The 19,688-nt window shown below is 52.9% G+C and carries 22 protein-coding genes; 16 read left to right on the top strand and 6 right to left on the bottom strand.

Translation table 11 applies throughout. The features are described from left to right. Nucleotides 1-22 precede the first annotated feature (22 nt). Nucleotides 23-112, top strand: coding sequence for a YnhF family membrane protein (locus tag J5069_RS05685; RefSeq protein WP_196907316.1), 90 nt, complete (start codon nt 23-25; stop codon nt 110-112). Nucleotides 113-191: 79 nt separating this feature from the next. Here J5069_RS05685 and J5069_RS05680 read toward each other — a convergent pair whose 3' ends face one another. Continuing rightward, complete coding sequence (locus J5069_RS05680) at nt 192-1,109, bottom strand: C40 family peptidase (RefSeq protein WP_264642930.1); 918 nt, start codon at nt 1,107-1,109, stop codon at nt 192-194. Between the two features lie 408 nt (nt 1,110-1,517). Here J5069_RS05680 and J5069_RS05675 point away from each other — a divergent pair, with 408 nt between their 5' ends. After that, a complete protein-coding gene (locus tag J5069_RS05675; RefSeq protein WP_264642929.1) occupies nt 1,518-1,874 on the top strand; it encodes a Grx4 family monothiol glutaredoxin in 357 nt (118 codons plus the stop codon). Between the two features lie 109 nt (nt 1,875-1,983). Here the strand turns inward: J5069_RS05675 and rnt are convergent, their stop codons facing one another. Continuing rightward, nucleotides 1,984-2,634 carry a ribonuclease T gene (gene rnt / locus J5069_RS05670; protein WP_264642928.1) on the bottom strand — a complete coding sequence of 217 codons (651 nt, stop codon included), beginning with the start codon at nt 2,632-2,634 and terminating at the stop codon, nt 1,984-1,986. 193 nt (nt 2,635-2,827) lie between these two features. Next, complete coding sequence (gene gloA, locus J5069_RS05665; protein WP_195312293.1) at nt 2,828-3,235, bottom strand: lactoylglutathione lyase; 408 nt, start codon at nt 3,233-3,235, stop codon at nt 2,828-2,830. Between the two features lie 329 nt (nt 3,236-3,564). Between gloA and J5069_RS05660 the strand changes: the two genes are divergently transcribed. Together J5069_RS05660 and slyA are read left to right on the top strand one after the other, a co-directional pair. Further along, nucleotides 3,565-3,813, top strand: a complete 249-nt coding sequence (locus J5069_RS05660; protein WP_264629429.1) for a DUF1289 domain-containing protein — start codon at nt 3,565-3,567, stop codon at nt 3,811-3,813. A gap of 231 nt (nt 3,814-4,044) precedes the next feature. Next, complete coding sequence (slyA, locus tag J5069_RS05655; protein WP_264642926.1) at nt 4,045-4,491, top strand: transcriptional regulator SlyA; 447 nt, start codon at nt 4,045-4,047, stop codon at nt 4,489-4,491. 411 nt (nt 4,492-4,902) lie between these two features. On the opposite strand, the gene J5069_RS05650 is transcribed toward slyA, so the two are convergent. Further along, on the bottom strand, nt 4,903-5,370 hold the full coding sequence (locus tag J5069_RS05650) for a glycine zipper 2TM domain-containing protein (RefSeq protein ID WP_264642925.1): 468 nt from the start codon (nt 5,368-5,370) through the stop codon (nt 4,903-4,905). A 380-nt stretch (nt 5,371-5,750) separates the two neighbouring features. On the opposite strand from J5069_RS05650, the gene anmK reads away from it, so the two are divergent. From anmK to pdxY, 5 genes are all read left to right on the top strand, one after another. After that, entirely contained in the window at nt 5,751-6,863 is a 1,113-nt protein-coding gene (gene anmK / locus J5069_RS05645; protein WP_264642924.1) for an anhydro-N-acetylmuramic acid kinase, read from the top strand. Nucleotides 6,864-6,985: 122 nt separating this feature from the next. Continuing rightward, nucleotides 6,986-7,318, top strand: a complete 333-nt coding sequence (locus J5069_RS05640) for an MliC family protein (RefSeq protein WP_264642923.1) — start codon at nt 6,986-6,988, stop codon at nt 7,316-7,318. An 84-nt stretch (nt 7,319-7,402) separates the two neighbouring features. Next, nucleotides 7,403-8,086, top strand: coding sequence for a pyridoxamine 5'-phosphate oxidase (gene pdxH / locus J5069_RS05635; protein ID WP_264642922.1), 684 nt, complete (start codon nt 7,403-7,405; stop codon nt 8,084-8,086). A gap of 136 nt (nt 8,087-8,222) precedes the next feature. Then, complete coding sequence (gene tyrS / locus J5069_RS05630) at nt 8,223-9,500, top strand: tyrosine--tRNA ligase (protein ID WP_264642921.1); 1,278 nt, start codon at nt 8,223-8,225, stop codon at nt 9,498-9,500. Nucleotides 9,501-9,588: 88 nt separating this feature from the next. Beyond that, nucleotides 9,589-10,449: a pyridoxal kinase PdxY gene (pdxY, locus tag J5069_RS05625; protein WP_264642920.1), complete on the top strand. Its 861-nt coding sequence runs from the start codon at nt 9,589-9,591 to the stop codon at nt 10,447-10,449. Nucleotides 10,450-10,488: 39 nt separating this feature from the next. Here pdxY and gstA read toward each other — a convergent pair whose 3' ends face one another. Next, nucleotides 10,489-11,097 carry a glutathione transferase GstA gene (gene gstA, locus J5069_RS05620; protein ID WP_264642919.1) on the bottom strand — a complete coding sequence of 203 codons (609 nt, stop codon included), beginning with the start codon at nt 11,095-11,097 and terminating at the stop codon, nt 10,489-10,491. A gap of 417 nt (nt 11,098-11,514) precedes the next feature. Between gstA and acnA the strand changes: the two genes are divergently transcribed. Beyond that, the gene (acnA, locus tag J5069_RS05615) at nt 11,515-14,187 is read left to right on the top strand and encodes an aconitate hydratase AcnA (RefSeq protein ID WP_264642918.1); all 2,673 of its coding nucleotides are present in this window, start codon (nt 11,515-11,517) and stop codon (nt 14,185-14,187) included. Nucleotides 14,188-14,274: 87 nt separating this feature from the next. On the opposite strand, the gene ribA is transcribed toward acnA, so the two are convergent. After that, nucleotides 14,275-14,874 carry a GTP cyclohydrolase II gene (ribA, locus tag J5069_RS05610; protein ID WP_264642917.1) on the bottom strand — a complete coding sequence of 200 codons (600 nt, stop codon included), beginning with the start codon at nt 14,872-14,874 and terminating at the stop codon, nt 14,275-14,277. Between the two features lie 294 nt (nt 14,875-15,168). Here ribA and pgpB point away from each other — a divergent pair, with 294 nt between their 5' ends. From pgpB to yciH, 6 genes are all read left to right on the top strand, one after another. Continuing rightward, on the top strand, nt 15,169-15,948 hold the full coding sequence (gene pgpB, locus J5069_RS05605) for a phosphatidylglycerophosphatase B (protein WP_264642916.1): 780 nt from the start codon (nt 15,169-15,171) through the stop codon (nt 15,946-15,948). A 274-nt stretch (nt 15,949-16,222) separates the two neighbouring features. Next, on the top strand, nt 16,223-16,762 hold the full coding sequence (locus J5069_RS05600; protein ID WP_264642915.1) for a hypothetical protein: 540 nt from the start codon (nt 16,223-16,225) through the stop codon (nt 16,760-16,762). A 113-nt stretch (nt 16,763-16,875) separates the two neighbouring features. After that, a complete protein-coding gene (locus J5069_RS05595) occupies nt 16,876-17,181 on the top strand; it encodes a LapA family protein (RefSeq protein WP_264642914.1) in 306 nt (101 codons plus the stop codon). Nucleotides 17,182-17,193: 12 nt separating this feature from the next. After that, a complete protein-coding gene (gene lapB, locus J5069_RS05590; protein ID WP_264642913.1) occupies nt 17,194-18,363 on the top strand; it encodes a lipopolysaccharide assembly protein LapB in 1,170 nt (389 codons plus the stop codon). 233 nt (nt 18,364-18,596) lie between these two features. Continuing rightward, on the top strand, nt 18,597-19,334 hold the full coding sequence (gene pyrF / locus J5069_RS05585; RefSeq protein WP_264642912.1) for an orotidine-5'-phosphate decarboxylase: 738 nt from the start codon (nt 18,597-18,599) through the stop codon (nt 19,332-19,334). Further along, nucleotides 19,331-19,657 carry a stress response translation initiation inhibitor YciH gene (gene yciH / locus J5069_RS05580; RefSeq protein ID WP_264642911.1) on the top strand — a complete coding sequence of 109 codons (327 nt, stop codon included), beginning with the start codon at nt 19,331-19,333 and terminating at the stop codon, nt 19,655-19,657. Before pyrF ends, yciH begins: the two co-directional genes overlap by 4 nt. The last annotated feature ends 31 nt before the right edge of the window (nt 19,658-19,688 follow it).

The following is a 19,688-nucleotide window of genomic DNA, read 5'->3' as shown; positions in this document are numbered from 1 at the left end:
TTCTGTGTTTCAAGGAGATAGAATGAATACTGATTTGAAAATGTCATTACTGACCACGGTTGGGGCGTTAGTCATGATCATGGTATTTAGCTTTGTTGCCGTATTGAACTGACAGCGATTAAAATAAAGACTAGGCTGCGTAGGCATCACCTGGTCTTTATTATTTTATCCGTAACGCGTCGATTGGGCGATTAGCGAATCGTTTGTGGTGTCACCACGCGACGTGCGCCAATGTAGTGTTCCTGCCAGTAGTCCTCACTCAACTTACTGATCTTGATATCGGCACCGGTACGCGGTGACTGAATAAACTTGCCATTGCCAAGATAAACCCCGACATGATCGGCGGTGCCACGGCCGTTGATGCGGAAGAACACCAGATCGCCAATCTCCAGTTCACCCTTATTGATGGGAGCAGCATCGCGCAGGTGATACATCTCATTGGCGGTGCGTGGGATAGGAATTTTCACCACATCCTTATAGGCATAATAGACCAGACCGCTACAGTCGAAACCGGTGTAAGGCGAGTTACCGCCCCATTGATAAGGCTTACCGATCTGGCTCATCAGCTTGTTCATTGCCGTCATTTTTGCATGCTGGTAGCGGCGCTTATGCGCTTCGCTCAGCACTGGCTCTTTGCCCGCTTTTTTTGCGCCTGGCTTTATCGCCGCCGTTTTTTGCGTAGTCGTTTCCGCCCCTTTTTTGAGCCCTTTTACCAGCTTTGCCGGCGTTGCGCTGTGGTAGCGCGATGACGTGGTTTTTGATGCTGCGGTCTTGGCTTCAACGTCGCCAGAGATCTTTTTAGTGGCCGTGGTTTTGGTCGGTTTCGTACTTGGGGCTATTTTGGCTTTTTTCTCAACTACCTTTTTCTCAGCGATCTTTTTTTCAGGCTGCGCTTTGGCTTTCGCTTTTTCCGGTGTTGCCTTTTTCTTCGGTGGTTCCGGCGGAGTTTGTGGCTTTTTAGTGGTTTTGGTGGTCTGGTTTTTTTTCAGGTGCTTGTCATCGGTGCTGGCGCTGGCTTTCTTCTCCGCATTGGTGTGCGGAGCTGCCTGGGCAACATTAATAAACAGATGGCTGAAGAAAACAAAGATCAGAGTAATAAATACGCGCATGATAAAAGAGACCGAATACAATCCTTAACTCGCTCAATTCGAACAGTATTGACGAAAACGCCATGAGAAAAAAGCAGGAAATCACCTTTTCGCTTAACAGAATCATGAGAAAACGTTAATAATTGTTTTCCCGCTGTAAATATCATCATTTATTGCGGCATATTTCACCGAGGGACCTGGGGAGAACGGTGACAGGAAAAGACCCTACAAAAAATGGCGTTTTTTTGTCATGACCGCTCTCGCTACAATGACGCAACGGTAAATGTGCTTTGGGATCGCGTGGATCACAAAGCGCATACGCGACAATGGTGCGATAATACCCCGTTACATAATGATGCCGTGCGATCCCTCCGCCATGAAGAGGGCAGCGTAATGGCTCGCAGAAACACCGTTTGAGGAAGCAAAAGCATGACGACGACAACGATTGAAAAAATTCAGCGCCAGATTACAGAAAACCCGATTCTGCTGTACATGAAGGGTTCCCCGAAGTTGCCGAGCTGCGGTTTCTCCGCGCAGGCCGTGCAAGCGCTGTCAGCCTGCGGTGAACGCTTCGCCTATGTAGACATTTTGCAAAACCCGGATATTCGTGCTGAGCTGCCAAAATATGCCAACTGGCCGACCTTTCCCCAACTGTGGATTGACGGCGAACTGATTGGCGGATGCGATATCATCATTGAAATGTATCAACGTGGTGAATTGCAGCCGTTGATCAAAGAAACCGCAGACAAATACCGTGAGCCGCAGGACGGCGACAGCGCGCAGTAAATCGTGCCTGTTGGCGGTATACTGCCGCTATCTGATGTAGAAGAGGGGACCCGCATAAGGGTCCCTTTACTGTTGGTATGAAACCGGTGTATGACCCCGATGGGGGAACTCAGACCGTTTGGTCTTCCACGGGCAATGGCCAACCGCCCAGCCGCTTCCAACGATTAACCAGTTCGCAAAATAGCGCCGTGGTTTGCTGCGTGTCATAAAGCGCTGAGTGAGCCTGCGCGGAGTCGAAGGCGATGCCAGCAGTCATGCAGGCCTTTGCCAATACGGTTTGTCCCAGTACCAATCCGCTCAGCGCGGCGGTGTCAAACGTGGCAAACGGGTGGAACGGGTTGCGTTTGAGCCCGCAACGTTCCGCTGCTGCCATCAAAAAGCTGTGATCAAAATTGGCGTTGTGAGCGACGATAATCCCGCGATTGCAGCCTCTGTCTTTAATACCTTTACGCACCATTTTGAATATCTCATGCAAGGCGTCGTATTCAGAGACGGCACCGCGCAGCGGATTATGAGGATCGATGCCGGTAAACGCCAGCGCGGCGGGATCAAGCAGCGCACCTTCGAATGGCGCAACGTGAAAATGCAAGGTTTCATCGGGCTGTAACCAACCGTCCTCATCCATTTTCATTGTGATGGCGGCAATTTCCAGCAGTGCGTCAGTTTTCGCGTTGAACCCCGCGGTTTCAACATCAATAACAACCGGGTAAAACCCACGGAAACGGCCACTCAGCGCGTTCAGGTTATTTTTATCAGCCATGTTCTCTTTAGTCATTTACTAAATGCAGCGCGCATTATGGCAAATTCCTGGCGCCAATGCAGTAAGCCTGATGCCTTCAGCACCCTGACGGGGGGAAGCGGCGGGCAATCGAATCAGCGACGCGTAACGGAGAAGGGGAGAGATGAAGCGAAAAAGCGGCGGGCAGAGGCCGCCGCACAGCATCGAGAAACAATCAGTTGCCGAGTCCGTTTCCGGATTGTGCTTTTTCAATCAGCTCAATCTTGTAACCATCGGGATCTTCGATAAAGGCAATAATCGTGGTTCCACCCTTGACCGGACCGGCCTCGCGCGTCACTTTCTCGCCTGCCTGACGAATACGTTCGCAGGTTGCGGCAACGTCTTCAACGGCCAGCGCGATGTGCCCGTAGGCATTACCCAAATCGTATTTATCAACGCCCCAGTTGTACGTCAGTTCAATGACGGCCCCTTCGCTCTCTTCGGTATAACCCACGAAAGCGAGCGTGTATTTGTATTCGGTGTTTTCACTGGTTCGCAGCAAACGCATCCCCAGTACCTTGGTGTAAAAATCGATTGAGCGTTGTAAATCCCCAACACGCAACATGGTATGAAGTAAGCGCATAATATCCTCGATTGACTACTGTGGTTGACCGCCATCACAAAGGCGACAGCGCAAAGGCTCGTTACAAAGTATACCAGTTGTCACGGGATTGAGTCCAAATCCTTGATGTAGAAGGTACACCCTGAGTGCCGCAGCGGATGGAAATCACATTTATGACATAACCTTGCGGTATATTAATGACAGACTAAATAAATAGTGTCGCTAGAGAAATCTTCGGCGCTACAATATATAATACTGAGTATCGTTTACAACCAGCGCCGCTCTACACCTAAAGCTTGCCATTGTCGCCCTGTAACGCTTCAATGAACGTGATGGGTTGCGGAGGTGCAGTGCCTGAGCAACTTGAGCTTTTTGCTGTTCCAAACCCTTGTCGTGGCGTGTGTCAATCGGATGCGCGCGGTTATTGTCTGGGGTGCTTCCGCAGTCGCAGCGAGCGTTTCTCCTGGGGGCAGATGAGCGATACGCAAAAACAGGACGTGTTAAGACTTTGCCGACAACGCGAGAAACGGCTGTTACGTTCGGAAAAGGCTACACTGAATAGCGAGTGGCAGCAGCCTTCGTTATTCAACGATGATTAGTGCGCCTCTGGCCCTAATAACATATGTTACATAATGCAGAGAGAACAACTCTTTTGCAGTTTCACGCGGTGAGAGAATTTCCTCAAGGTGAATATATTTGGTATAACAGCAATGTGGCTACGGCCATTTATGGATAAATTATTAAGCAAGATGCCTTTTTCATTTTTTTTAAAATCAGATTTGATTGCAATCCAGGGATATAACTTAGTACGCTAATAATAAGGAGATGTTATGGAATTGCCGTTAGGTTCTGATTTGGCCAGATTGGTTCGCGTGTGGCGATCATTAATTGATTTTCGCCTGAAACCGCTGGAATTAACCCAAACTCATTGGGTCACGCTGCATAATATATACCAACTGCCTCCGGGGCAGTCGCAGATTCAATTGGCAAAAGCCATTGGTATCGAGCAGCCATCGCTGGTAAGAACCTTGGATCAGTTAGAAGAAAAGGGCTTGATTACACGAAGTATTTGTGCACACGATCGGCGTGCAAAACGCATCGCGTTGACCGATGCGGCAGAGCCGATCATCCAGGCGGTGGATGATGTGATAAGCCAAACGCGTGGTGAGATATTGCTGGGTATTTCGGTACAGGAAGTCAGTGCACTGACAGGGCTTATTGCCCGCCTGGAAAAAAATATACTCGCCTTACATGAGAGCCATGAAAGCCATCATTGATGCGTCATCAGACAGAATAATGCTTGGGTAGAATAAATGTCCATCAAGCTGAATTGAATAATGCTCTGCATTCAAACATGGCATCATGCTGCGATCCTTTACCTGCGCGATATTTCTGGTGAATTATTGATGTTGTGTGAATGTTTTTTTTCTGAAAAAAGCTGATGAGGTTTCAACCTAAGCGGGTGATATACCTTTTGACATGTTTTTTAGACGATGTGCTATTTTTCGTCAAAAATGTGTTGTACCCGACGTGTTTTTTGCCAATGCAATTATTTTTTCAGCATGTCTGTGCGATTGATGCTGCATTACGATCGAATGAACTTTTCGTGCGAAGTAACATTATTGACCAAAGTAATAATGTAGGTTATCACCACCGAGTCGGTGGTGATAACAGAAAATGGGGGATGTTTATCGTGGTGCTACTGTCACGCTTTGGCCATTGCTGGACATGGCAACACGTTGGCCCACGCTGAAACGGGTATCACCCTGGCGCTGCACAACCATGATGGTGGTACCATCATCACGACGAACTTCCAACTCAACGCCCTGAACGCGGTTCATCGCACCTTGTGCACTTTGACCCGCTACGCCACCCGCTACCGCGCCTGCTGCGGTTGCCAGTGAACGACCCGTGCCACCACCGATGGTATTACCCAAGAACCCACCCAATACTGCGCCACCAATAGCGCCCATGGTGCCATTCTCATCGCCAGCCTGAATCTGAACAGGTCGTAATGAAACGATGGTGCCATAAGTTACCGTACGAACCTGTTTGGCTTCAGAGGCGCGATAAACGTCACCGGAAAGCGAACTGGTGTTGGCACAGCCCGCCAGTGTCATACCGGCTAAAGTAATCACAAGTAAACGCTTCATCATATATAAGACTCCTGTAATCGCAGTGTGTCAGCTTTCCGTTACTGAAGGCCAACGTGGTAATGCTTATCAAACGGTCGTAGCGAAACGCCACACAACTCACCCTGATATAATAGGATTATATTGATAATGAAAAATGGCTAAAGTTCCTTGCTGCCACTATTCTCTCTCATCCTATTGGCGCATATGTTCATTTTATAGCAAAAAATGGCCTTTTTTTCCTCAAAATAAACGCGCATTCAAAGAATGGGACGTCGAATCCACCCTACAATGAAGAATAGCTGAGCCGTTTGCCTGCTCGCCATGTTATTTTGTAAACAAGTGCAGCGTGGTTTATGGGGATTTTGTGTGCGTGTACAGTGCGGGATGGGAAATACACCGGTATGAAATCAGGCAGATACATCGGAGTGATGTCGGGCACCAGTCTGGACGGTGTCGATGTGGTTCTCGCGGCGATTGATGACCACACGGTCGCGCAGCAGGCAAGCTATTGTCATCCAATGCCGTTGGCATTGAAGCAAGCGATTCTGGACGTCTGCCAGGGGCAGGCGGTAACGCTGTCTACGCTCGGTCAACTGGATACGCGTCTCGGCAAACTGTTTGCCGAGGCGGTGCTGATGCTGTTGAAACAGACTGAACTTAATGCCAGCGATATCATGGCGATTGGCTGTCATGGACAAACGGTGTGGCATGAGCCGGTCGGTGACGCACCCTGTACGTTGCAAATCGGCGATAACAACCAGATTGCAGCATTGACCGGTATCACTACGGTGGGCGATTTTCGCCGACGTGACATCGCGCTCGGTGGGCAAGGTGCGCCGCTGGTGCCAGGGTTTCACTATGCGTTGCTGATGCACCCTGATGAACGCCGCGTAGTGCTCAATATCGGGGGGATTGCCAACATCTCCCTGCTGGCACCTGACTGCCCAGTACGTGGCTATGATACCGGGCCAGGGAACATGTTGCTCGATGCCTGGATCTGGCGTCGCCAGGGGCAACCCTATGATAAAGACGCGCAGTGGGCGGCGACCGGGCACGTGAATGTCTCCTTATTGCGCCGTATGCTGGCCGATCCCTATTTCGCGTTACCCGCGCCGAAAAGTACCGGGCGCGAATACTTCAATCTGGGCTGGTTGGAAAAACAGCTTGTCGGATGTGGCACGCTTGCTCCTCAGGATGTCCAGGCCACGCTGGCGGAGCTGACTGCGGTCAGCATTGCCGATCAGGTGCTGTTAACAGGCGGCTGTGAGCGTGTGCTGGTGTGCGGCGGCGGGGCGCGCAATCCCCTGCTGATGGCGCGTCTGTCTGCGCTGTTGCCCGGCATTGAGGTCAACACCACCGATGAGTTCGGCGTAAACGGCGATGATATGGAAGCGCTGGCTTTTGCCTGGCTTGCGGCGCGCACGCTGTCTGGTTTGCCCGGTAACCTGCCGTCAGTGACCGGTGCCAGCAAAGCGAGCGTATTGGGGGCCATTTTTCCCGTTCTGAACGACTAATCAGATTTTGCTGAGAGGTTGTTGTAAAACCCGTTGTTACACTGTTGTTATCTGTGACTCGACAGGCTGTTTCGTGGTCATGTGGCGATAACCTTTAGACAGGTAACAACGGGAAAATAACAATGAAAATCATGCTATCGGGCCGCGCAGCTGTGCTGTTAGGGCTTATGATTCTGTCCGGCTGTAGCGGTTTTAACCGGCCGGCACCGGTAAAAACGCTGCATTATCAGTGTGGCACCCTGCCACTCACCGTGACGCTGAAACAGGATGTCCAGCCAGCGGAAGTGCATTTCCTGCTGGATGGCGAGCGCCTGCAACTTCCGCAGGTGATTGCTGCTTCAGGCACCAAATACAGCAATAACCGCTATACCTTCTGGAGCAAGGGGGATCGCGCCTTTATCGAGCGCAATGGGCACATCATTGCGGACGACTGCCTGCTACAGAATGAGCCTTAACGCGACGCGTTACATTGAGATTTTCCCGCTGTGGGCGCAGAATGGAATGATGATTTTCGTCCCGATACACCACAGCAGGATGTTATGACACAGGACAACACTTCACCTCCCTCCGCCGCATTTCCCACCGAAGATGAAATTGCGGACGTCAGACGCGAATATACCCGCGGCGGTTTGCGCCGCAATGAATTGACCGCCAACCCTCTCGATCTGTTCGACAAGTGGCTCAAACAGGCGTGCGATGCGCGCCTGTCCGATCCGACTGCGATGTGCGTTGCCACCGTCGATGAGCAGGGGCAGCCCTACCAGCGCATCGTGTTGCTTAAACACGTCGATGAGCAAGGTATGGTGTTTTACACCAATCTGGGCAGTCGCAAGGCACAGCATCTGGCACTGAATGCGCGTATCAGCTTACTGTTTCCCTGGCACAGCCTGGATCGCCAGGTGATTGTAACGGGGCATGCCGAGCGATTATCCACTATCGAGGTGCTGAAATATTTCCACAGTCGGCCGAAAGAGAGCCAGATTGGTGCCTGGGTTTCACAACAATCGAGCCGAATTTCAGCCCGTGGCGTGCTGGAAAGTAAATTTTTAGAATTAAAGCAAAAATTCATGAAGGGCGAAGTGCCGTTACCGAGTTTTTGGGGCGGATACCGCGTGGTCATCGACACTGTCGAATTTTGGCAGGGCGGGGCACATCGCCTGCATGACCGCTTTATCTATCAGCGCGATGGCGATAACTGGCAAATCGATCGTTTGGCACCTTAAGTGCGGTGAATTGCAGCAAATATCCCCTTTAAATGCTGGCGCTCCCATCGGGAGCGCTTTATTCTAAGACGTTTCTCAATTTCCCTTGGAATACTGTTTTTCAAACATTGTTTATTTTACGAAAATGGAGCTATTGATGGCGAGTGGTAACCTGATTCAACAATTGCAAGAGCGGGGCCTGGTTGCCCAGGTAACGGACGAAAACGCGTTAGCAGAGCAGCTGGCGCAAGGGCCAATTGCACTGTATTGCGGTTTCGATCCGACCGCTGACAGCTTGCACTTGGGGCATCTGGTGCCGCTGCTATGCCTGCGTCGCTTCCAGCTTGCGGGGCACAAACCCGTCGCGTTAGTCGGTGGTGCTACCGGCCTTATCGGTGACCCGAGCTTTAAAGCCACAGAGCGTAAACTCAATACCGGCGAAACCGTGGGCGAGTGGGTTGAAAAGATCCGCAATCAGGTGTCGCCGTTCCTGGATTTCAACTGCGGGAACAACAGCGCTGTCATGGCGAACAACTATGACTGGTTCGGCGGCATGAACGTGCTGACCTTCCTGCGCGATATCGGTAAGCACTTCTCCGTTAACCAGATGATTAACCGTGAAGCGGTCAAACAGCGTTTGAACCGTGATGATGTGGGCATCTCTTTTACCGAGTTCTCCTACAACCTGTTGCAAGGCTATGATTTCGCAGCGTTGAATGAAAAACATGGCGTTGCGTTACAGATCGGCGGCTCCGACCAATGGGGCAATATTACCTCCGGGATCGATCTGACCCGTCGTTTGCACCAGAAGACGGTGTTTGGCCTGACCGTTCCGCTGATCACCAAATCAGACGGTACCAAATTTGGTAAAACCGAAGGCGGCGCAGTCTGGTTGGATGCCAAGAAAACCAGTCCGTACAAATTTTACCAGTTCTGGATCAATACCGCTGATGCGGATGTGTATCGCTTCCTGAAGTTCTTTACCTTCCTCAGCATCGAAGAGATTACTGCGCTGGAAGAAGAGGACAAAAACAGCGGCAAGGCACCGCGCGCCCAGTATGTGCTGGCAGAAGACGTCACGCGTATGGTTCACGGTGAAGAAGGCCTGCAAGCGGCGCAGCGCATCACTCAGAGTCTGTTCTCTGGCGCCCTGAATGATCTGACCGAAAATGACTTTGCCCAGTTGGCGCAGGATGGCATGCCGGTTATCGAACTGGGCCGAGACGCTGACTTGCAGCAGGCCTTGGTGTCGGCTGAACTGGTCCCTTCCCGTGGTCAGGCGCGTACCATGATTGCCTCAAATGCGGTGACCATCAACGGCGAAAAACAGGCTAACCCTGAATATGTTTTCGCGGATAGCGATCGTCTGTTTGACCGTTACACGCTGCTACGCCGCGGTAAAAAACACTACTGCCTGATCTGCTGGGCAGCATAAGAAAACAGCATGTACAAGGGAGCGAAGGCTCCCTTTATTCTTGGTAATACTCTCAAGTCAGTGATACGCAAGGTCAGGTTGTCGGTAAATGAAAAACATTCTTTCTATTCAGTCCCATGTGGTTTTTGGACATGCAGGGAACAGCGCCGCAGAGTTTCCGATGCGGCGTATGGGCGCAAACGTTTGGCCGCTCAATACGGTGCAATTTTCTAATCACACGCAGTATGGTCAGTGGACCGGCAGTGTGATGGACGCCAGCCATTTGACCGACATTGCGCAGGGGATCGCCAATATCGACAAACTGGCACGCTGTGATGCGGTGCTGAGTGGCTATATCGGCTCCCCCGAGCAGGGTGCGAGTATTCTGGATATCGTCCGTCAGGTTAAAGCGGCAAATCCGCAGGCGATCTATTTTTGCGATCCGGTGATGGGCACGCCCGAAAAAGGCTGTTTTGTGGCACCCGGTGTTTCGGGTTTCCACTGCAACCAGTCACTGCTGGCTGCCGATGTGATTGCGCCGAACCTGCCAGAGCTGGAATTGTTGGCTGGCGTGACGGTGCACACTGTGGATGAAGCCGTTACCGCAGCGCGTCAGCTCTGTGAACGTGGGCCGAAGATTGTGTTGGTCAAACACCTCAGCCGCGCAGCACGCCGCGCCGACAGTTTTGAAATGTTGCTGGTCACGCCTACTGACGCCTGGCATATCAGCCGTCCGCTGGTGGAGTTCGAACGTCAGCCTGTTGGCGTGGGGGATTTAACCAGCGGCCTGTTACTGGTGAACCTGCTCAAAGGCGTCGCGTTAGATAAGGCGCTCGAGCACACCACGGCGGCGGTGTATGAAGTGATGCTGGTGACCAAAGAGATGGATGAGTACGAACTGCAATTGGTGGCGGCACAGGATGGCATTGCCAACCCACGTCATCATTTTCAGGCGGAACGCCTCGGTTAATGGCGCGTTAGGCGGCACCCTTGGGTGCCGCACTCTCTCTTACCCTTTCAATCGTTCAACTTTCAATGCCGTCAATACCGCCGGGCGTTCTGCAATATGGTCGAGATAAGCGGCCAGCGCCGGGTAGCGGAACATATCGAGCTTTAACGACTGTGCCCAGCGCATCACGGTAAACAGATAGGCATCCGCGACGGAAAAACGGTTTCCCACCAGATAGTTTTGTTCACTGAGCACGATGTTGATATAACGGAAGCGAACCTGAAGGTATTCCTGTAGTAGTTCCTTATAGGTTTCCGGTGTGCCAGGGCGAAAAATGGGCGTAAACGTTTTGTGCAGTTCGGCGGAAATATAGTTGAGCCACTCTACGCAGTGATAACGCGCCATGGTGCCTATCGGCGCAATCAGGTTGGATTCGGGCACTTTATCAGCAATATACTGTGCGATGGCGACGCCTTCCGTGAGCACCGTACCGTCATCCAGTTGAAGCACTGGCACCATCCCTTTCGGGTTGATGGCCATAAAATCCTTACCGCCGGCCGTTTTTTTCTTTTTGATATCGACACTTTCTAACGTGAAATCTTGACCGGCCTCGCGTAAAACAATGTGGGGGAAAAGCGAACAACTTCCTGCTGTATAATACAACTTCATGAACAGCTCCTTCTTATCATTAGATTAGGACATGGAGAGCGGAAGACCCTTTCCACAAAATAATGCGCCAGACCGTGGTGTGTTTCAAACGCCCCAACCACTCTCTATCGTGCCCTAAATCCATTCAACAAGGTGTGCGATCACTCGCAATTAGATTGTGATATATAAAATTCATATTCCTGACAATAACTAAACGATGTTTTTACACGTTTGTACCGGTTTTCGGCCAGATATTTCAGAAATGCCCGATTTGTAACGGTAACGGCATTAATAGCCGAATGACGACCTTGTTATTAAAACGTTATTTTTTGTTTGTGTTATCTTTAAATAAGACCGCATGAAGCAGCGGGATATTTCTCTCCCTGTGACATGGCGGCGCGATAATATCGATAACCTGTCAAGCCATTGGGAGGCAGCATGTCACAGGCGCTACACCATGCATATCTGGATAGGCTCACTGTTCGGCAACAGACTTATCACTACTACAGCCTGTCTCAGGCAGAAAAATCGTTAGGTTCATTAAAAAAATTACCGAAGTCTCTGGCCGTACTGCTGGAAAACCTGTTGCGCCATCTTGATGGTGAGACAGTGCAACAGGCGGACCTCGAAGCGGTATCCGCCTGGTTAGAACACGGCCATTCCGATCGTGAAATTGCTTACCGCCCTGCACGCGTGTTGATGCAGGATTTTACCGGCGTACCGGCCGTGGTGGATTTGGCGGCGATGCGCAATGCGGTGCACCGTTTGGGGGGCGAGGTCAACAGGGTGAATCCACTGTCACCGGTCGATCTGGTGATAGACCACTCGGTGACGGTCGATCACTTTGGCAGTCAGCAGGCGCTGGTAGAAAACACGCGGCTGGAGATGACGCGTAACCATGAGCGTTACCAGTTTTTACGCTGGGGGCAAAAAGCGTTTCGCCATTTCCGCGTTGTGCCGCCCGGCACCGGCATTTGCCATCAGGTCAATCTGGAGTATCTGGCTAACGTGGTGTGGAGTGAAACCGAGGCGGGCAAAACCATTGCTTATCCCGACACGCTGGTCGGCACCGATTCACACACCACCATGATTAATGGTCTGGGCGTGTTAGGGTGGGGCGTTGGCGGTATCGAAGCCGAGGCTGCCATGTTGGGACAGCCGGTGTCGATGCTGTTGCCGGATGTGGTGGGGTTCAAACTCAGCGGGAAACTGGGCGAGGGGATCACGGCAACCGATCTGGTGCTTACCGTTACGCAAATGCTGCGTAAGCACGGCGTCGTCGGGAAATTTGTTGAATTCTACGGCGATGGACTAGACAACCTGGCGCTGGCTGACCGGGCAACCATTGCCAATATGGCCCCCGAATACGGTGCCACCTGCGGCTTTTTTCCTATCGACGATGTCACGCTGGCGTACTTGCGCTTAACCAACCGTAGCGACGAGCAGATAGCGCTGGTAGAAGCTTACAGTAAAGCGCAGGGGCTGTGGCGGCATCCTGGGGATGAACCCCGTTTTACCAGCCAACTGGCGTTGGATATGGGGACGGTGGAAACCAGCCTGGCGGGGCCAAAACGCCCGCAGGATCGCGTCGCGTTGGCACAGGTACCCGATGCGTTTACCGCCAGCCGTGAACTGGAGCTCAGCAGCGGCAATGCCCATGCTGAAGCGATTGACGTGACATTGGCGGATGAAACTTTCTCGTTACGTCAGGGGGCGGTGGTGATTGCGGCGATCACCTCGTGCACCAATACCTCCAACCCCAGCGTGTTGATGGCGGCGGGCCTGTTGGCAAAACACGCGGTAGAGCGCGGTCTGCGGCGTAAACCGTGGGTGAAGACCTCGCTGGCGCCCGGCTCCAAAGTGGTACCGGATTACTTCGCTAAAGCGGGATTAACCCCTTATCTTGATGCGCTGGGTTTTCAACTGGTGGGATATGGATGTACTACCTGTATCGGTAACTCAGGGCCTTTGCCGGAGCCGATAGAACAGGCGATTAAAGCCGCCGATTTGACGGTGGGTGCCGTGCTCTCGGGCAACCGCAACTTTGAAGGGCGCATCCATCCGCTGGTGAAAACCAACTGGCTGGCATCGCCGCCGCTGGTGGTGGCCTATGCATTGGCGGGCAACATGACGCTGGATTTGACCCGCGATCCGCTGGGCGTCGGACACAATGGTGAACCGGTGTTTTTGAAAGATATCTGGCCTTCCGCGAAGGAAGTGGCCGACGCGGTGCAGCATGTCAGCGTTGACCTGTTTCATAAAGAGTACGCCGCTGTATTTGAAGGCACCCCCGAGTGGCAGGCGATAGCCGTGGGGGATAACCCTACCTACGAATGGCCGCAGGACTCCACCTATATCCGCGAGACCCCATTTTTCACTACTATGGGCAAAGCGCCCGATCCGATACAGGATATTCACGGGGCGCGAATCCTTGCTCTGTTGGGGGATTCAGTGACTACCGACCATATCTCTCCTGCGGGCAGCATCAAAAAAGAGAGCCCGGCGGGCCGTTACCTGCTCGATCGCGGCGTGACTGTAGACGATTTTAACTCCTACGGCTCCCGACGAGGCAACCATGAGGTGATGATGCGCGGCACGTTCGCCAATGTGCGCATCCGCAATGAGATGGCCCCGGGAACCGAAGGGGGCTTTACGCGCCATATTCCGTCACAAAACGTGATGGCTATTTACGATGCGGCAATGCGCTATCAGGATGAACAGGTGCCGTTGGCGTTGATTGCCGGAAAAGAGTACGGTTCGGGCTCCAGCCGCGACTGGGCGGCAAAGGGGCCGCGCTTGCTGGGGGTCAGAGTGGTGATTGCGGAGTCGTTTGAGCGTATTCACCGCTCCAACCTGATCGGCATGGGAATTTTGCCGCTGGAGTTTGCCCCTGGGGTGACGCGTAAAACCTTAGGGCTAACGGGGGAAGAACGTATTTCGATTACCGATCTGCAAGGGTTGACAACGGGTGCGACGGTAGACGTCACCCTCACGGACAGCCAGGGACACGCGCAGGTGATTGCTACTCGATGCCGTATCGATACCCGTAATGAGCTGACCTACTATCAGCACGGCGGCATTTTGCATTACGTCATTCGCAAGATGTTGTGATGGTCAGAGGTAAAAATATCGGGGCCGGAAGGCCCCGATAGCAGCGTCAGTGTGTGGTTGATAGCGGTACGTCGCTATACACCAGCATTAACGCGGCGGAAGATCCAGCATATGGCCCATTTTGGCGGCTTTGGTTGCCAGATAGCGCTCATTTTTGGGGTTGCGTCCCACCACCAACGGCACACGTTCAACAATGTTGATACCTGCATCATTGAGGATTTTTACTTTTTGCGGGTTGTTGGTCAGCAAACGCACTTCATTTACGCCCAACAGCTTGAACATATCCGCACACAGCGTGAAATCGCGCTCATCAGCCGCAAAGCCGAGTTGATGATTCGCTTCGACGGTATCGGCCCCCAAGTCCTGTAACGCATAGGCGCGAATCTTGTTTAACAAGCCGATATTACGCCCTTCTTGTCGGTGATAGAGCAGCACACCACGCCCCTCTTCAGCAATATGGCCCAGAGCCGCTTCCAGTTGGAAACCGCAATCGCAGCGCAAGCTGAACAATGCATCACCGGTTAAACATTCGGAATGGACACGTGCCAAAACAGGCGCTGGACCGGAGATATCACCGAAAATCAGCGCGAGGTGATCGTGTCCTGTGGCTAACTCTTCGAATCCTACCATGAGGAAATCGCCCCAGGGGGTGGGTAATTTTGCTTCGGCCACCCGTTTAAGCTGCATTTTACATCTCCAACACAAAAAGATTGGGCATATCCTACTGCCGGATAACGCAATTAACCAGTAAAAACGCCGTTGTTAAACAAAACCAAAGGCAAACTGCGCAGGCTTATCCGATTGCCTCCGCACCATGCCTGTACAGCAGCACAGATACTGACATAACGATGGAGTAGTTTACGTTCCATTGACGAAGGGGCTGAGATTTCATGATAAATTTATGAAAAATTTGTGAATTGCCCCCCGTCTTCAGTCATGTGTTTCTGCGGTTACTGATGATGGGGAGATACAGGGGAAGCTATGTACGACATCGCCAAACGCACCGCCCTCGGTGCGGGTATTCTGTTGTTATTGCCGATTGCCGTAGGGCTGAGCGGCTGGCAATGGCAGCCCGAAACACAGGGGGTGTGGCTACACGGACTGTTCTGGGTTACGGAAACGGTGACACGTCCTTGGGGGATAGTGACCAGCGCGCTGTTGGCGCTCTGGTTTCTGTGGTGCTTACGCTTTCGTTTCAAACCGGCCTTGGGCGTGCTGGCGATCATGGCGTTGACGGTGCTGGTCGGCCAGGGCATGAAATCGTTGATTAAAGAGCGGCTTCAGGAGCCGCGCCCCTTTGTGGTCTGGTTGGAAAAGGCCTATCAGGTCGACGAACGCTATTTCTATTCGTTGCCCCGTCCTGAACGCGCGCGTCTGGTGGCTGAACAGCTGAGCGCACAGACGCAGATACCTGAATGGCTGCGCGCCCATTGGCAATTTGAAACGGGCTTTGCCTTCCCGTCAGGGCATACCCTGTTTGCGGCAACCTGGGCGTTGCTGGCGGTCGGGTTGCTGTGGGCGCGGCGGCACTATAAAACCGTGGTGGTGTTGATGGTGTGGGCGTCGGGAGTGATGGGCAGTCGTTTGGTCTTGGGCATGCACTGGCCGCAGGATTTGATCGCGGCGACTCTGATGAGCTGGGTATTGGTGGTGCTGGCTTGTACGCTGGCGCAGCGCTGGTGCGGTCCATTAACGCGCTCACCTCAGGAAACGCAAAGTGAAAATGACCCCCAAAAGGGGAACAAGGGACCTATCCCATAATGCGTTTTTCACTGTATTGCAGTGCGAGCAACGCCGACGTCAGGGTCACGTCGGTATGATCTCTGGCATTGTTGGTCCGGCTGTGAACCTCCCCGGGGTGCCATGCAGATGGACAATCGGTCACGATCACACATCGTGGCGGATGCCGTTGAACCGCTTGATACGTAACGTCCTCTGCGTGACCAATACACACCAGCGCAAACGCAAACGGGTCCCTGTGGTGCTGGTCCCTACAAGGTGCGTGAACGCGGGGGTGCGGGCAAGGTTAAATCAAGTGATGGCCAATGATGGAACCACATTACAAGACGCGCTAGAGAGTTTACATCTGAGGCTGAAAGTCACACTGGCGTCGCAACACCCCATCGTCAAAGGCAAAACGGTGCAATTGCCTTACGGCCCGAGCGAAATTTTTACCTTGGAAAAGTGGGGCGCGGAGTACCGAATGGTCAATGCGATCGAAGGCGTAGCCTCACACACTGAAGGTTATTATGTTTTCATTATCCCTGTCGACGCGCCGTATAAGATCCAGTGTGCCGCGCTGGCCTGCCCGGAAGAACCGATAAGCAGGATCCCCCTCAAGGGGCACTCTTCGTTTGTGAATGTCACCAAGGTGCACTTCGCCGGGGTGCTAAAATTCGTTCAACAGCGGCTGGCTTTTTGGAGTAATGCCAGCGGCCATTTCATGCCTCCGGCTGAAGCCCGCTATGCGCTCTTGCCCTATATAAAATTGCTTTTGCCTGAATCGCGTTTTGTCGATCATCGCTTTTTGTTATCAGGTTGCGCAAAAACAGGCGGCGCTGCCGCTGTTGCCTGATGCTACCTCAGTTAGCCGTGCCCTTTATCGGGCTATAATGGATAATTCTATGGGGTTTAGCGCCAACATTTGGCATAATCATCAGGTTAAGGCGATATCACAGGAACAAGAACGTGAAATACTTGCTGATCTTCTTATTGGTACTGGCGATATTCATCATTTCCATTACGTTGGGGGCGCATAACGAGCAGGTTGTCACCTTCAACTATCTGCTGGCGCAGGGCGAATATCGCGTTTCCACGCTACTTGCGACGCTGTTCGCGGTAGGGTTTGTGCTGGGGTGGGTAATCTGCGGTTTATTCTACCTGCGTTTGCGCATCACGCTGGGCCGTGCGCAGCGTAAAATCAAACGTCTGGAACAGCAACAGTCTGTGACAGAGAGCGAAACGCCGCCCTCTGCGCCCTCTGCTTCCCACTAAGGATCCTCCTCTATGTTAGAACTGCTGTTTCTGTTATTGCCGGTGGCCGCCGCATACGGGTGGTACATGGGCCGCAGAAGCGCGCAGCAAGACAAGGATCAGGAAGCCAACCGCTTGTCGCGAGAGTATGTGACGGGCGTAAACTTTTTGCTTTCCAATCAGCAGGATAAAGCAGTTGAGCTGTTCCTTGACATGCTCAAGGACGAGAGTAACACCTTCGAGGCACACCTGACGCTCGGTAACCTGTTCCGCTCTCGCGGCGAGGTCGATCGCGCGATTCGTATTCATCAGGCATTAACGGAAAGCGCATCGCTGTCGTTCGAACAGCGCCTGTTGGCGGTGCAGCAACTGGGGCGTGATTATATGGCGGCCGGGCTGTATGACCGCGCTGAAGAGATCTTCGCCCAACTGGTGGATGAAGAGGATTTTCGTCGCAGCGCGCTTCAACAACTGTTGCAGATCTATCAGGCCACCAGTGACTGGCAGAAGGCTATCGATATTGCGGAAAAACTGGTCAAGCTTGGTCAGCCGCAGTTGAATACGGAAATCGCCCATTTCTACTGTGAACTGGCGCTGCAAGCGATGAGCAGTGACGATCTGGATAAAGCCCTGACGCTACTGAAAAAGGGCGCAGCAACCGATAAAGCGTGCGCGCGTGCGTCGATCATGATGGGGCGCATCCATATCGCTCAGGAGCGTTATGCGCCTGCGGTAGAAGTGCTCCAGCAGGTGCTGGAACAAGATAAAGCCTTTGTCAGCGAAACCTTGCCGATGCTGGAGACCTGTTACCAGCACTTGCCTGCGTCGGAGGCATGGGAAGATTTTCTCAAACGCTGTGTTGAAGAGAGCACCGGCGCCAGCGCCGATCTGATGCTGGCGGATATCCTTGAGCGCAAAGAAGGGGCTGAAGTGGCGCAGGTTTACATCAACCGCCAGTTACAGCGCCACCCGACAATGCGGGTTTTCCATCGTCTGATGGATTTCCACTTAAGTGAAGCGGAAGATGGTCGGGCCAAAGAGAGCCTGCTGGTGCTGCGCGATATGGTGGGAGAACAGATACGCACCAAACCGCGCTACAGCTGCCAGAAGTGTGGCTTCACCTCGCAATCTCTCTACTGGCACTGTCCGTCATGCCGCGCCTGGGCCAGCATCAAACCAATCCGTGGTCTGGATGGACAATAGTCTGAGGCGTAAGGTACGTCTTATGCCGTTGTCTGGTTTATAAAAACGCCATTTTAGTTACAACATACTTGTATTTGACAGCAAATCCGCGGTGAACACCGCGCGAAATGCAGCGCAGTCCAGCAGGGCCGCTGGGCTTTCGAGGGCGAGAAGGGTAGAATGCGGCGAAAAATTTTCATACGCGGACCAATCTCACTCCACGGATTTAATCGCCAAGCAAAACTGAGGGCCACATGAGCGAACACATCACCCCACCGCATGCCGTTACGTCGCCGATCGTTGTCGCGTTGGACTATGCTGACCAGAATCTCGCGTTGGCGTTCGTCGATCGCATCAATCCGCAGGATTGTCGGCTGAAAGTGGGCAAAGAGATGTTTACCCTATTCGGTCCGCAATTTGTTAAAGCGTTACAGCAGCGCGGTTTTGACGTTTTTTTGGACCTCAAATTTCACGACATTCCTAACACGGCTGCGCATGCAGTGGCAGCAGCGGCAGAGTTAGGGGTGTGGATGGTCAACGTCCATGCCAGTGGCGGTCGGCGTATGATGGAAGCGGCGAAAGCGGCATTGCAGCCCTTTGGTGCCGATGCGCCGTTGCTGATTGCCGTGACCGTATTGACCAGCATGGAAGCCGACGATCTGCTGGCGTTAGGCATCACCGCTACACCGGCGCAGCAGGCCGAGCGTCTTGCGGTGCTGACGCGTGATTGTGGATTGGATGGTGTGGTGTGTTCGGCGCAGGAAGCACAACGCCTGAAACAGGTATGCGGTAACGCGTTTACGTTGGTCACGCCGGGGATCCGTCCGGCGGGCAGCGCCAGTGGCGATCAGCGCCGCATTATGACGCCGGAACAGGCGCAGGCGGCAGGGGTTGATTACATGGTGATTGGGCGTCCGATCACCCAATCTGCCGATCCGGCGCAAACGCTGGCGCAGATTCGGCATTCGTTGTTGGCGGGAGGACAGGCATGAGTGACAGCAACAGTCGGTTGGTCTATTCCACCGACGCCGGACGCATCAAGGAAGAACCGACTCCGGTAACGCGTGAGAAAGGCGACGGCGTGGTGCGTATTCAACGGCAAACCAGCGGGCGCAAAGGAAAGGGCGTGTGCATTATCACCGGCCTCGATCTGGATGATGCCGCACTGACCGCGTTGGCCGCAGAGTTGAAAAAGAAATGTGGCTGTGGCGGTGCCGTGAAAGAGGGCGCCATTGAGATTCAGGGCGATAAGCGCGATCTGTTAAAACAGCTGCTGGAAGCGAAGGGATTGAAGGTTAAGCTGGCGGGCGGCTGATAAGAAACGTGACAGCAGGGAGGCCCCTGCT

This window comes from Candidatus Symbiopectobacterium sp. NZEC127, from assembly GCF_025962675.1.
Taxonomy (GTDB): domain Bacteria; phylum Pseudomonadota; class Gammaproteobacteria; order Enterobacterales; family Enterobacteriaceae; genus Symbiopectobacterium.
The sequence above is the reverse complement of the archived record's forward strand: the minus strand, read 5'-3'. Positions and strand labels throughout refer to the sequence as shown.